Below are 13233 nucleotides of genomic sequence, written 5' to 3'. Positions count from 1 at the left end.
AGACCCGCGCCGCGAGCCATATCATCCGGGGCCGATGCGTTCCGGGTTCCGGCGGCGGCGGGTTAGTGTGCGTTAGGGTCGCAAGGGGGCCTAGATGAACGAGTCGTTCGGCACACGCCTGCGTGCCAGGCTGGACAAATTCGGCCCGCTCTGTGTGGGCATCGATCCGAGCCCGGCGTTGCTCGACGCCTGGGGCCTCGACGACTCACCGGGCGGCCTCGAGCGCTTCAGCCGCACGGTGGCCGACACGATCAGCGACGTGGCCGCCGTGGTCAAGCCGCAGTCGGCCTTCTTCGAGCGCTGGGGCAGCCGTGGCGTCGCCGTCCTCGAACGCACCATCGCCGACCTGCGCGAGGCCGGCACGCTGGTGCTGCTCGACGCCAAGCGCGGCGACGTCGACACCACGATGGCCGCCTACGCCGAGGCCTACCTCGACCGGGGCAGCCCGCTGGCCGCCGACGCGGTGACGCTCAGCCCCTACCTGGGGTTCGGCTCGCTGGAGGTGGCGATCACCTCGGCGGTGGCCAACGACGCCGGCGTCTTCGTCCTGGCCCGCACCTCCAACCCGGCGGCGGCCGGGCTGCAGCAGCGGGTGGCCGACCTGGTGATCGCCGGGGCCGCCGCGGCCAACGCGGGCCACGAGCCGTTCGGGCCGGTGGGAGTGGTCATGGGGGCCACGCTGCCCGCGCTCGACCACTCCCTGGCCGACCTCAACGGCCCGATCCTGGCGCCGGGGCTCGGCGCGCAGGGCGCCTCACCCGCCGACGTGGCCCGGCTGTTCGCCCCGGTACGCGGCTCCGTCGTGCCGTCGGTCTCCCGGGCCGTGCTGGCCGACCCGCGACGGCTGCGGTCGAGGACCCTGCAGTACCGGGACGAGTGCGTCATGTACCTGACGTACTGAGCCGGTCGACGGCGGCCAGCACCGCCCGTACCGACGCGGTGAGCACGGAGGTGTCCTGACCGGCGCCCCAGCCGGTCACGCCGCCGGCCGCTCCACCGACCCGGGCCTCCACGTACGCGACGGCGCTGCTGCCCGTCCCCGGGTCCACGGCGTGCTCGGCGTAGTGCAGGACGTCGACCTCGACGCCGTCCTCGGCCAGCGCGGCGGTCAGCGCGGACAGCGGCCCGTTGCCGGTGCCGCGCAGCACCCGCCCCGAGTCGAGGACGCCCTCGAACTCGTGCGTCCCCGGCGCGGTCTCGGCCGTGCGCCAGGAGGCGAACCCGGCGCGCTCGCCGGGCGCGATGTAGGTGGCGTGGAAGAGCGCCCACAACTCGTCGGCGGTGATCTCCTCGCCGCTGTCGTCGGTGGCCCGCTGCACCGCCGCGGAGAAGTCGATCTGCAGGCGGCGCGGCAGGTCGAGGCCGTGGCGGGCGCCCAGCAGGTACGCGATGCCGCCCTTGCCCGACTGGCTGTTGACCCGGATGACCGCCTGGTAGTCGCGCCCCACATCGGCCGGGTCGATGGGCAGGTACGGCACCTCCCACGGCGCCCGCTCCGGCGGCACGCCCAGCTCGGCGGCCCGCGCGGCGTGGTGGGCCGGGCCCTTGCCGATGGCGTCCTGGTGGGTGCCGGAGAAGGCGGTGTAGACCAGGTCGCCGGCGTAGGGGTGGCGGTCGTGCACGGGCAGGCGGTTGCAGTGCTCGACGACGCGCCGGATCTCGTCGATGCCGGAGAAGTCGATCATCGGGTCGACGCCCTGGGAGTGCAGGTTGAGCGCGAGGGTCACCAGGTCGACGTTGCCGGTGCGCTCGCCGTTGCCGAACAGGCAGCCCTCCACCCGCTGCGCCCCGGCGAGCACGGCCAGCTCGGCGCAGGCCACGCCGGTGCCGCGGTCGTTGTGCGGGTGCACCGACAGGATCACCGAGTCGCGGCGGTCGAGGTGGCGGTGCATGTACTCGATCTGGTCGGCGTACACGTTGGGGGTGGACATCTCGACGGTCGCCGGCAGGTTGTGGATCACCGGGCGGTCCGGGGAGGCGTCCCAGAGGGCGGTCAGGTCGTTGCAGACCTCCAGCACGTAGTCGGGCTCGGTGAGGTTGAACACCTCGGGCGAGAACTCGAAGCGCACCGGGAGCCCGTCGGCCAGCCGGGCGACCTGGCCGGCCGCGTCCAGGATGAGCTTGCGCAGGGTGTCGCGGTCGTGGCCGAGCACCACGTTCCGCCAGGTGGGCGCGGTCGCGGTGTAGAGGTGCACGACCACGTCGGGCAGGCCGCGGATCGACTCGAAGGTGCGCTCGATCAGGTCCTGCCGGGCGGCGGTGAAGGCCACCACGGTCACGTCCTCGGGCACCGCGCCGGGCTCGGCCAGCTCCCTGAGGAAGTCGAAGTCGAGCCTGCTGGCCGACGGGTAGCCGACCTCGATCTCCTTGAAGCCCATGCGCACCTGGAGGTCGAACAGGCGGCGCTTGCGCGCCGGGTCCATCGGCTCGGCCAGCGCCTGGTTCCCGTCGCGCAGGTCGACCGGCACCCAGAGGGGGGCGGTGGTGATGCGGCGCGTGGGCCAGGCGCGCTCTCTGGTCAGGGGCACCTCGACCCGCTCGTGGGCGGGCCGGTAGCGGTGGGAGGGCATCGCGCTGGGGCGCTGCCGGTTCCATTCGTACACGTCTTCGTTCCTTCTTCGGCGGTCGGACGACCGGCAGCACCTCGCACGCCGCGGCGGGGTGCCGGTCCGGTCAGGCCCCGCCGCGGCGGCCGAGAAGAAGGAGACCGTACGACGACATGGCGGCTACACTAACCACAACACAGGTCCTCAGACAACCTGAGAGGTACGCATGCCGCTCGGCGCCCTCCGCCGCAGTCCCCTGGTCGACCAGGCCGTCCAGCACCTGCGCGAGCAGATCACCGAGGGCCACTGGCCGGTCGGCACCCGCCTGCCCGGCGAGAACGCGCTGGCCAAGACGCTCGGGGTGGGCCGGTCCACGGTCCGCGAGGCCCTGCGGGCGCTGGCCGGGGCGGGGCTGGTGCGGGCACGTCAGGGCTCGGGCGTGTTCGTCATCGCCGCGGAGCCGGCCGAGGACTGGCCCGCGCGGCTGCGGCGGGCCGCGATCACCGACGTGTACGAGGTCCGCATGGTCGTCGAGACCCAGGCGGCCAGGCTGGCGGCGGCCCGGCGTACCGACGAGGACGTGGCGGCGATGGAGGCCGCGCTCCGGGCCCGCGAGCGGGCGGCGGGCGAGGACGACGCGGCGTTCGTCGACGCCGACATCGCGCTGCACGCGGCGGTCGTGGCGGCGGCGGGAAACCCGGTGCTCACGGACCTGTTCGCCGAGTTCGCGCCGGCGTTGCGGGAGGGGCTGATCGACATGGTGGAGCTGCTGGAGCTGCGCGAGCACGACCGCAACCCGGGGCACGACGCGCACGCCGCGCTGGTGGCGGCGGTCCGCGACGGCGACGCGGCGGCGGCCGGCGACCTGTTGCAGGCCGAGCTGGAGCAGACCCTCGCCCGGCTGCACACGAAACCCGGCGCCCTGTGACCGCCGGGAGCCGGTCGCGGCGGGTGGGTCAGGCGGGCAGATCAGGCGGTGGGGCCGGCGTCGGGGCGGATGACGTCCTCGCCTTCGTCGTCCTCCTCGGGCGGCTCCTCCGGGGTGGGCTCCTCCTGCTCGTCGGGCGGGTCCGCGGACAGCGGGCGGCGGGTCCTGGGCGATCCCGAGGCGGACCGCTCGGCGACCACGTCGCTCTCCCCGTCCACGCCTCCCACCGCCGCGGGCAGGTCGTCGGGCTTCTGGCTCATGGCCCCCACCTGCCCGTGACGGCGTCCCCTGACGCCCGGCCGGACGTCAAGGGACGGGCTAGGACAGCTCCCGCAGCGCGTCCTCGATCTCGGCCCTGACCGGCATCGAGGTGCTGGCGCCCGCCCGCTGCACCGACAGCGCCGCCGCCACCGAGGCGAAGCGCAGCGCCTCGGCCGGCGCCAGGCCCTCGGCCCGCGCGACCGCCAGCGCGCCGACGAACGTGTCACCGGCGGCCGTGGTGTCCACGGCCTTCACCTCGATCGCGGGCACCCGCAGCCGCTCCCCCGAGCGCGAGCCGTAGAGTGCGCCCCGCGAGCCCAGCGTGATGACGGCCTCCTCGACGCGTTCGAGAAGCGCGTCGAGGGCGGCGTCGGGGTCGGCCTGGCCGGTGATGTCGGCGGCCTCGTGCTCGTTCGGGACGATCATGGTGACCGCGTCGAGCAGCTCGTCGGGCAGCGGCTGCGCGGGCGCCGGGGTCAGGACGGCGGGCACCCCGGAGACCCGGGCCGCCTCCGCGGCGGCCACGACCGCCTCCATGGGCAGTTCGAGCTGGAGCAGCAGGGCCCGCGACCCGGCGATCGTGGCCAGGTCGCCGCCGGACGGCCCGGTCACGGTGCCGTTCGCGCCGGGCACGACGATGATCGAGTTGCCGCCGGCGTCGTCGACCACGATGTGCGCGATGCCGCTGGGGCCGGGCACCTGGCGCAGCCCGCGGACGTCCACGCCGGCCTCGGCCAGGGTGGAGCGCATCTCGGCCCCGAAGGCGTCGTCGCCGACCGCGCCCAGGAAGGCCACCTGCGCCCCGGCGCGAGCCGCGGCGATGGCCTGGTTGGCGCCCTTGCCGCCGGGCACGGTCCGGAACCGGTGACCGGTGACCGTCTCGCCCCGTTTGGGGGCTTGGGAGACGTACGCGACGAGGTCCATGTTGGCGCTGCCGAAAACCGAGATCATGAGGCCATCATCTCCTGAGTACGTCGCGCCAGTTCGCCGAGGCCCACCCCGTCGAAGCCGGTCAGGCTGCTGGCCAGGCTGTCGCGCATGAGCCAGCGGTCCGGCACGCCGCCGTTCAGCGCGCCCGCCACGGACCCCGCCGTGGCCCCGGCCGAGTCGGTGTCCCAGCCGCCGGCGACCGCGCCCGCGATCGTGGCGGTGAAGTCGCCCGCGCCGTGGATCAGCGTGGCGGCGACCAGCGCGGCGTTGTTGATCGTGTGCACCCAGTGCAGCGTGCCATGCCGCTGGTGCAGCAGGTCGATGACACGCTCGAAGTCCGGCTCGCGGGCGGCGTCGGCGACGGCCAGGCCGACCGCCTCGTGCAGGCGGGAGCCGCGCGGCACGACCGACAGGCCCACCTCGACGGCCTCCCGCGCGGAGCCGGCGACCAGGGAGGCGGCGCACATGGCCGCGACGAACATCGCGCCGTAGATCCCGTTGGCCGTGTGGGTCAGCCGGGCGTCGCGCCAGGCCAGCTCGGCGGCCGTGGCGGGGTCGCCGGGGTTGGCCCAGCCGTAGACGTCCGTCCTGATGAAGGCGCCGATCCACTCGCGGAACGGGTTGCGGCGGGTGGCCGTCTCCGGCGGCTCGAAGCCGTCGAGCAGGTTGCGGTAGGCGACCCGCTCGGCGGTGAACGTGCGGCCGGCCGGCAGCTCGTCCAGCCACAGCTTGGCGACGTCCTCGGTGGTGAAGCCGCGGCCGTGGCGCTCCAGGACGGACAGCGCCAGCAGCGGGTAGTTGAGGTCGTCGTCCTCGGGGATGCCGTCGATGTTCTCGGCCAGGGAGTTGACCGCGCTGCGCCGGTTCCACGGCCACCTGCGCGCGATCTCCTCCGGCAGGCCCTCGGCGGTGAACCAGCCGGTGACGGGCCAGTTGCCGGTGGCCTCGGCGATCTGCCTGATGCCCGCGCGCGGGATCTTCTCCACCGGCTTGCCCAGCACGCAGCCGGCCGCCCGTCCCTGCCAGGCGCCCAGCAGCCGTACCGGGTCCGCCTTCGCCGCGGTCCCGGCCGAGGGCCAGTCGGGGCAGGCGGCGACGATGGCGTCCAGCTCGGAGGGCTCATCCAGCGGCGACGGGATCGCGGCCAGCTCGTCCAGCAGGCTCTCGGCCAGGGGACGCAGCCGGGCGGCGGCGGCCTCGGAGGCGCCGGCGCGCGGCGGGGCGTCGTGACCTCCCGCCGCGTGCCACCTTCCGGCCAGCTCGCGCACCCGCGGCAGGTCGCCCCTGCCGTCCTCGCCGGCCTGGCGCAGCTCGTGGCCGACCAGGTCCTCCGGCTGGACCCAGGTGAGCCTGATCATCGAGCGTCCAGCTCGGCGAAGGCGGCCTCGTGGGCGCGCCGCCGCGCCAGGTCGTCGGCGTGCACCCGGCGCGCCACCTCGGCGATGGCCAGGCCGGGCGCGACCAGGTCGGTACGGCTGGCCGCCCCCACCTGCTCCACCCACTGCGCGGGCACCGCGGACAGCCCCCCGAGGGCGCCCGCGATCGCTCCGCCCATGGAGGCGATCGAGTCGGCGTCGCGGCCGTAGTTCACGCCGCCGAGCACGGTGTCGCGGAAGTCGCCCTTGGCCGCGACCAGGAACCCCAGCGCCAGCGGCAGCTCCTCGATGCTGTGCACCCGGCTCGGCCGGCGCGCGCCGAGCCCCTGGTCGCGGTAGGTGTCGGCGACCGTGTCGAAGGGCCGTACGGCGGCGCGCAGCAGCTCGAAGGAGCCGTCCCAGTGGCCGACGCCGGCCGCGGCCTCGCAGACCGCCTCGATGGCGGCGCGGGTGCCGTCCTTGGCCAGGCGCAGGCAGGCGGCGACCACGGAGTCGACCGTGGCGCCCGGCCGCATGGCCTCGGCGACGGCGGCGGCCATCACGCCGGCCGCCTCGCGTCCGTAGCTGGACTGGTGGGCCCCGGCCAGGTCGACGGCCTCGGCGTAGGCGGCGTCGGGGTCGGCGGCGTTGACGATGCCGACGGGCGCGACGTACATGGCCGCGCCGCAGTTGACGATGTTACCGACGCCGGCCTCGCGCGGGTCGACGTGCCCGTAGTGCAGGCGGGCCACGATCCACTTCTCGGCCAGGAAGATCCGCTGCAGCGGCAGCGCCTCGGCCTCCAGCTCGGGGATCCACCGCCGCTCGCCCATCAGCTCCGGCACGAGGTGGTCGGCCATGGAGTACGCCCCCAGGTGCCCGCCGGCCTTCTCGTACACGCGGATCAGGGCGTGCGTCATCAGGGTGTCGTCGGTGATGTGCCCGTCGCCCTTGTGGTACGGCGCGATCGGCCGGGCGTTGCGCCAGTCCTCGTTGTACGGCGGCACGATGCCCTCGACGCGGCCCCCGTACCGCTCCACGATCTGTTCGGGAGTCCAGCCCTCGGTGGCGCCGCCCAGCGCGTCACCGACCGCCGCCCCCGCCACGCAGCCAGTGGCCCTGTCCTCAAGCGGCGTCATGCGATTCCTTTCGTCAGTTTGATCAGATCCTTGCCCGCCAGCTCCGGCAGGCAGCAGCCCGCCAGTGTGCGGGCCGGCGCGAGCCACCCCTCCGGGATCGCGCCGTACCCACTGGCGGCCCCCGCCAGCGCGCCGGTCAGCGCCGGCGCCGAGTCGGCGAGCGCCGACAGGCAGGCGGCGGCCGGGACGGCGCGGGCCAGGTCGCCCCCCGCCGCCTCGGCCAGCGCCAGGGCGACGGGCACCGTCTGGGCGGCGCCCACGCCGTAGCTGTAGACGTGGTCGAGCAGCGCGGCGTCCAGCGCGGGCACCGCGCCGAACGGGTCGCCGGCCTTCCGCGCCGCGGCCAGCGCCACCCGGGCGTTGTGCCCGATGGCGGTGTCGGCGGGCAGGACGGCGAGCGCCGCCTCCACGGCCTGGCCCACCGAGCCCGAGGCGACCGCCGCGGCCACGGCGGCGGCCATCGCCTGGGCGCCGAGCAGGCCGTCGCCCGCGTTGGTCACCTGGGCGTCCTCGGTCGGGTCCTTCCCCAGCGCCCCGAACGCGACCGCCCGGACGGCGGCGGCGTCGTCGAAGTGGTGGGGGTTGTCGTGCCCGGAGGCCGGCGGCTCGACGCCCCTGGCCAGGTTGTCCAGCGCGGTGGCCACCGAGATGCGCGCCCGGACGCCGGTCAGCTCCCGGAACGCCGCGGCCCGCGGCCGGTCGATCGTCAGCAACGTCCAGGCCAGCCATTCGGCGTCGTCGGACGGCCCGACGGCCAGCGGCGCGATCGGCTGGTTGAGCGCGAACGGCACCGGCAGCGTGGTGACGCGGTGCTCCTCGGCGAAGGCGTCCAGCTCGCGGTGCAGGCGCCGGCTCCAGGGCGCGTGCAGGGCGGCGCGGTGCCTGGCCGCGGGCCAGCCGGCGGCGTCGCCCACGGCGAGCCCGATGAAGGCCCCCTGATTCTGTCCCCCGACATGATGATCTACAGTCCTTCCGCCAATTCGTCGGCGACGTCCAGCACGTGTCTTCCGGCCACGACGGGCAGGCATTTCCCGCTCACCGGGCCGATCCGGGCGGCCCATCGTCCGGGCACGCCCTGTTCTCCCTGGATGGCGCCGGCGACCGCGCCGGCGATGGCGCCGATCGTGTCGGCGTCCCTGCCCAGGCTGACCCCGAACGTCACCGTCGCCTCCACCTCGCCGCCGCCCGCCAGGACGGCGCCCAGCGCCAGCGCGACGGCCTCGGGCGCGAGGTCGGTCCAGGGGTAGTGTCGGACCACGACGGCCTCGTGCAGCGCCTCGACCAGGTCAGGCTCGGCCGGCGTGCCCTTGGCGGCCACGTCGCGCGCCCGGACGACGGCACGGGCCGTCCAGGAGTCGGCGGGGATCACCGACAGCGCGGCCTCCACGGACTCGGCGGGCGTGCCGCCCGCCATGGCGGCGGCCACCGCCCCGGCGACCGCGCGGCCGCCGAGTATGCCCTCGCCCGACCCGCTGACCAGCCCGTCCTGCTCGATGAGGCGGGCGGCCTCGGCCGGGTCGCCGGGGCAGAAGATCCCGTACGGCGCCGCCCGCATGGCCAGCCCGTCGGACCAGCCGTGCTGGTGGACACGCCCGGTCAGCGGCGGCTCCAGCCCCCGGCGGAGCGCTTCGATCGTGCCCAGCTCGGAGAAGCCGGCACCGCGCATCGGCCCGGTCACCGACGGGATGATCTCCTGCCGGTACGCCCGCGCGACGTCGGCCGCGGTCAGGGCGTGCCCGTGCCGGACGAGCAGCGAGGCGGCGAAGATGGCGTACTCGGTGTCGTCGGTGCCGCCGCCCTCGATCTCGGTGAGCCGGCCCCACCGCCGCCGGATCTCCGACGGCGACAGGTTCTCGGCGGGGGCGCCGAGGGCGTCGCCGGCCGCCAGGCCGAGCAGACACCCCCGGGCCCTCAGGCGATGAGTCACTGCTGGTACCGCTCCAAGACCTGGTTGCCGTCCTCGACGAGCCGCTTGGCCGCGTCGTCGATGGTGATCTTATTGGCGAAGTACTCCTGGAGGACCGGCGTGGCGACCTTGCTCTTCCACTCGTCGAAGCCGTTCACCTTCAGGAACGGGGCCACGACCAGGTTCTTGGCGGAGGCGGTGGCGACGTCCCAGCCGTTGTCCTGGGTGGTCATCGCCGGGTCGGCGGCGGCCGTCTGCGAGGTCGGCAGCAGCCAGTCGCCCTTGGCGAGCTTGGCCTGGTTGGCGCCGTTGAGGAAGAACGAGATGAACTTCATGGCCTCGTCCTGGTGCTTGCTGTCCTGGGCGATCGACAGCGTCTGGGAGACCGCGCCCTGCTGGGCGCTGGTGCCCTTCGGCGCGGGCAGCGTCACCCAGTCGAAGTCGTCCGGGGCCTGCTCGGCGACCTGCTGGCGCAGGTAGACGCCGGCCGGCAGCAGCGCGAACTTGCCCTTGTAGAAGGCGGGCAGCGGGTCGGCGGTGCCCTGGCCGAGCGCGGCCGGGTCGGCGGACTTGTCCTTGTAGAGCTGGTCGTGGATGCGCTGCAGCACCTCGCGCTCCTCCGGCCCGACCTTGACCGTGGTCTTGCCCTCGGCGGTCTGGAAGAACGTGCCGCCGAAGTTGAGCGCCAGGTTGAGCGTCTTGTTGACCGGCGACTTCATCGGCCAGGCCACCCCGAACGTGCCGCCCTTGGTCATCTTCTTGGCGGCCTCGGAGAACTCGTCCCAGGTCCACGGGTTGTCCGCGGTGGGGACGCGCACCTTGGAGGCGTCCAGGAGCTTCTTGTTGGCGATGATGACCTGCGACTCCTGCAGGAACGGCACGCCGTAGATCCCCTGCTCGCCCTTGCCGCCGTTGAAGGTGACGGTGTCCCAGGCGGACTGCGGGATGTCGCCCTTGAGCTCGGCGGGCAGCTTGCTCGTCAGGTCGAGCAGGTAGCCGTCGGAGGCGAACCCGGCCAGCGCCGGCGAGTCGTTGTGGATCACGTCGGGCGCGGTGCCGCCGGCGAACTGGGTGACGAGCTGGTCGTTGACGTTGTCCCAGCTGCCCTGCACGTAGGTGACCTGGGTCTTGGGGTTGGCCTTGTTCCACTCGTCGACGATCTGCTTGTTGGCCGCGACGGACTCCTTCTGCCAGGCCAGGCTGAGGAAGTTGAGCTTCACCGGCTCGCCGGACGAGGCGGCCTCTCCACCGCCCCCTCCTCCGCTGCTGCCACACGCGGCGGCGAACGCGACGACGGCCGCCGCCGCCAATGCGGACTTGATTCGCATATGAGCCTCCTACTAGCCCTTCACGGCGCCGGCCATCAGGCCGGACTTCAGTCGCCGCTGAATGATTGCGAAGAAGATCAGGCTCGGGATCGTCGCCATGAGCGACGCCGCGGCCAGCGGGCCGAGCCTGGCCACCCCCTCGGGGCCGGTGAACCGCACCAGCGTGAGCGGGAGTGTCATCACGTCGGGGTCCTGGAGGATCACGAGCGCGAACAGGAACTCGTTCCACGACGAGATGAAAGAGAACAGCAGCGTGGCCACCACGCCGGGCGCGAGCAGCGGCGCCACCACGCTGGCGATCGAGCGCAGCCGGGTCGCGCCGTCGACGGCCGCGGCCTCCTCCAGCTCGCGCGGCACGGCCCGCACGTAGCCCTGGAGCATCCACAGCGCGAACGGCAGCGTGAACGTCACGTGCACGACGACGAGCCCCGGCAGGGTGTTCACCAGCTCCAGATCCCGCAGGATCATGAAGAGCGGGATGATGATCAGGATGAACGGGAAGACCTGGCTGACCAGCACCCACCCGATCGCGACCTTGTTGAGCAGGCTGCGGTAGCGGGCCATGGCGTACGAGGCCGGCAGCGAGATCAGCACGGTGATCACGCTGCTGAACAGCGCCACCACCAGGCTGCGGCCGGCCGCGCCGATCAGGTCCTGCTCGCCGAAGGCGTCGGAGAAGTTGGACAGGGTCGGCTCGCGCGGGATCCACGTCGGGTCGGCGAGCGCCATCTCCTGCGGCGTCTTCAGCGCCGTCGACAGCAGCCAGAACAGCGGGAACGCCAGGAAGACGATGTAGGCGACCAGCGCGAGGTACTGCGGGGCGCGTCTCATCGGGTCTCCCTCATCTGGCGCCACAGGTACAGGCCGAGCACCGTGAGCACGACGATCGCCATGGCCAGGCCGAGCATCGAGGCGTATCCGGCCATCCGGTAGCGGAACGCCTCCTCGTAGGCGAACAACATCGGCAGCCGGGTCTGGCCGCCGGGCCCGCCCTGGGTGAGCACGTAGACCAGGCCGAACTGGTTGATGTTCCACACGAAGTCGAGCGAGGTGATCGACACGATCACCGGCCGCAGCTGCGGGAGCGTGATGCTCCAGAACCGCCGCCAGCGGCCCGCGCCGTCGACCTCGCCGGCCTCGTAGAGCTCCTTCGGGATGCCCTGGAGTCCGGCGAGCAGGACCACGGTGGTCTGCGGCATGCCGGTCCAGACGCCCACCACGATGATCGCGGGCAGCGCGAGCGAGAAGTCGGCCAGCCAGTTGACGTGCGTGCCGAGCAGGCTGTTCAGGATGCCCGCGTCGGGGTGGTAGACGAGCTTCCACATAAGGCCGATGACCACCGGCGGCATCGCCCACGGCACCACCGCGAGCACCCGGGCCAGGGTCCTGAAGCGCAGGTTCTGGTTGAGCAGCACCGCCAGGCCGAGCGCGGCCAGGAACTGCAGCACGGTCACCGAGACCGACCAGATCGCGCCGATCCGGAAGGAGGCCCAGAAGTCGTCGTCGGTGAGCAGCCGGCCGAAGTTCTCCAGGCCGACGAAGCTGGTCTCGTGGACGCGCGTGTTGCGGGCGTCGGTGAAGGCCAGGCCGATGCCGTACAGCAGCGGGCCGACGCTGAACAGCGCGACGGGCACCAGCGCGGGCAGCATGAGCAGCCACATCTCGCGGTTCCCGCGCGACTTGGGACGCCGCCGGGAAGGCGGGCGCCGGGGCGGTGCCGCCGTCGTCACGGTCGCGGTCACGTCCTGCCTCCCTCATGTCCGTAGGTCTCGCCCGCCGTCGAGGCCCGCACCACCAGGCGCGGCGGAACGGTGATCACGCGCGGCGCGGCGTCGTCGCCGTTCAGCCGGTCGAGCAGCAGCTCGGCGGCGGCCTTGCCACGTTCGGCCGAGCCGAGCGAGACGCTCGACAGCGACGGCCAGGACGCGGCGGCCAGGTCGGTGTCGTCCATGCCGACCACCGCCACGTCCTCGGGCACCCGGCGGCCCGCGGCGCGCAGCACGTCGAGGGCGCCGAGCGCGATCAGGTCGTTGGCGCACATCAGCGCGTCGACGTCGGGCGCCCGGTCCAGCAGCTCGGCCACCGCGCGGCCCCCTTGCGCGCGGTAGAAGTCGCCGATCTGGACCAGGTCGTCGTCGTAGGGCAGGCCGAGCTGCTGGAGCGCCTCGCGGTAGGCCGCGCCGCGCGAGGCGCCGGGCCAGGTGTCGGGCGGGCCGTTGACCAGCGCGATCCGCCGGCGGCCGAGCGCGTGCAGGTGGTCGACGGCGAGCTTGACGCCGGTGCGCGAGTCGGCCCGTACGTTGTCCACCGGCGTGCCCTCCGGCACCGTGCCGATGATCACGACGGGCGCCCTGGCCGCGGCCAGCATCTCCAGGTGGGCGTCGGTGACCCGGAGCGGGCTCATGATCAGCCCGTCCACGTACCGCTCGCCCAGGCTGTGCAGCACGTCGATCTCGTCGGCCACGACGGCGTCGGTCGAGTGCAGGACGAGCCGGTAGCCGGCCGCCTTGAGCACCGGCTGGATCTGGCGCAGCATCGCCAGGTAGGCGGGGTTGCCGACGTCGGCCATGGCGAAGGCGACCTGGTGGGTGCGCCGGGACTTGAGCGACCTGGCCACGGCGTTGCGCACGTAGCCCAGCTCGTCGGCGGCGGCCATCACCTTGCGCACGGTCTCCTGCCTGGTCGGCAGGCCGTTGAGGACCCGCGAGACGGAGGCGATCGAGACACCGGCGCGCTCGGCGATCGTGGTGATCGTGGGTCCGTCGGCCAAGGCTGTCCTTCCGAGAAGGTAAACGTTTACGGGAAAGTGTCTGTAAACGTTTACCGTGTTTCGCACATGA

13 protein-coding genes are annotated in these 13233 nt (G+C 73.5%); 2 read left to right on the top strand and 11 right to left on the bottom strand.

All coding sequences use genetic code 11. The features are described 5' to 3' along the window. Positions 1-94: 94 nt before the first annotated feature. Positions 95-901 carry an orotidine-5'-phosphate decarboxylase gene (gene pyrF, locus ACNF49_RS21455; RefSeq protein ID WP_357964294.1) on the top strand — a complete coding sequence of 269 codons (807 nt, stop codon included), beginning with the start codon at positions 95-97 and terminating at the stop codon, positions 899-901. On the opposite strand, the gene leuA is transcribed toward pyrF, so the two are convergent. Further along, on the bottom strand, positions 882-2570 hold the full coding sequence (gene leuA, locus ACNF49_RS21450; RefSeq protein ID WP_482945559.1) for a 2-isopropylmalate synthase: 1689 nt from the start codon (positions 2568-2570) through the stop codon (positions 882-884). The two genes, pyrF and leuA, sit on opposite strands and share 20 nt — an antisense overlap. Positions 2571-2772: 202 nt before the next feature. Between leuA and ACNF49_RS21445 the strand changes: the two genes are divergently transcribed. Continuing rightward, positions 2773-3474 (top strand): FadR/GntR family transcriptional regulator, encoded by a 702-nt coding sequence (locus ACNF49_RS21445; RefSeq protein WP_357964295.1) that lies wholly within the window; start codon positions 2773-2775, stop codon positions 3472-3474. A gap of 41 nt (positions 3475-3515) precedes the next feature. Here the strand turns inward: ACNF49_RS21445 and ACNF49_RS21440 are convergent, their stop codons facing one another. The 10 genes from ACNF49_RS21440 to ACNF49_RS21395 are packed head-to-tail and all read right to left on the bottom strand — an operon-like array spanning position 3516 to position 13163. Beyond that, positions 3516-3734: a hypothetical protein gene (locus ACNF49_RS21440; protein WP_357964297.1), complete on the bottom strand. Its 219-nt coding sequence runs from the start codon at positions 3732-3734 to the stop codon at positions 3516-3518. A 58-nt stretch (positions 3735-3792) separates the two neighbouring features. Then, a complete protein-coding gene (gene rbsK / locus ACNF49_RS21435) occupies positions 3793-4686 on the bottom strand; it encodes a ribokinase (RefSeq protein ID WP_357964299.1) in 894 nt (297 codons plus the stop codon). Beyond that, positions 4683-6023 carry an ADP-ribosylglycohydrolase family protein gene (locus ACNF49_RS21430; protein WP_482944788.1) on the bottom strand — a complete coding sequence of 447 codons (1341 nt, stop codon included), beginning with the start codon at positions 6021-6023 and terminating at the stop codon, positions 4683-4685. Before ACNF49_RS21430 ends, rbsK begins: the two co-directional genes overlap by 4 nt. Then, positions 6020-7159 (bottom strand): ADP-ribosylglycohydrolase family protein, encoded by a 1140-nt coding sequence (locus tag ACNF49_RS21425; protein WP_482944787.1) that lies wholly within the window; start codon positions 7157-7159, stop codon positions 6020-6022. The genes ACNF49_RS21430 and ACNF49_RS21425 overlap by 4 nt, the downstream gene beginning before the upstream one ends. Continuing rightward, positions 7156-8073 (bottom strand): ADP-ribosylglycohydrolase family protein, encoded by a 918-nt coding sequence (locus ACNF49_RS21420; RefSeq protein ID WP_482944786.1) that lies wholly within the window; start codon positions 8071-8073, stop codon positions 7156-7158. The genes ACNF49_RS21425 and ACNF49_RS21420 overlap by 4 nt, the downstream gene beginning before the upstream one ends. 47 nt (positions 8074-8120) lie before the next feature. Further along, the gene (locus ACNF49_RS21415; RefSeq protein WP_482944785.1) at positions 8121-9086 is read right to left on the bottom strand and encodes an ADP-ribosylglycohydrolase family protein; all 966 of its coding nucleotides are present in this window, start codon (positions 9084-9086) and stop codon (positions 8121-8123) included. Further along, positions 9083-10393, bottom strand: coding sequence for an ABC transporter substrate-binding protein (locus ACNF49_RS21410; protein WP_357964306.1), 1311 nt, complete (start codon positions 10391-10393; stop codon positions 9083-9085). The genes ACNF49_RS21415 and ACNF49_RS21410 overlap by 4 nt, the downstream gene beginning before the upstream one ends. A gap of 12 nt (positions 10394-10405) precedes the next feature. Then, positions 10406-11224, bottom strand: coding sequence for a carbohydrate ABC transporter permease (locus ACNF49_RS21405; protein ID WP_352328137.1), 819 nt, complete (start codon positions 11222-11224; stop codon positions 10406-10408). Then, complete coding sequence (locus ACNF49_RS21400; protein WP_357964307.1) at positions 11221-12135, bottom strand: carbohydrate ABC transporter permease; 915 nt, start codon at positions 12133-12135, stop codon at positions 11221-11223. The genes ACNF49_RS21405 and ACNF49_RS21400 overlap by 4 nt, the downstream gene beginning before the upstream one ends. Then, on the bottom strand, positions 12132-13163 hold the full coding sequence (locus tag ACNF49_RS21395) for a LacI family DNA-binding transcriptional regulator (RefSeq protein WP_357964309.1): 1032 nt from the start codon (positions 13161-13163) through the stop codon (positions 12132-12134). The genes ACNF49_RS21400 and ACNF49_RS21395 overlap by 4 nt, the downstream gene beginning before the upstream one ends. Between the last annotated feature and the right edge of the window lie 70 nt (positions 13164-13233).

This window comes from Actinomadura sp. ATCC 39365 (genome assembly GCF_054392275.1).
The sequence above is the reverse complement of the archived record's forward strand: the minus strand, read 5'-3'. Positions and strand labels throughout refer to the sequence as shown.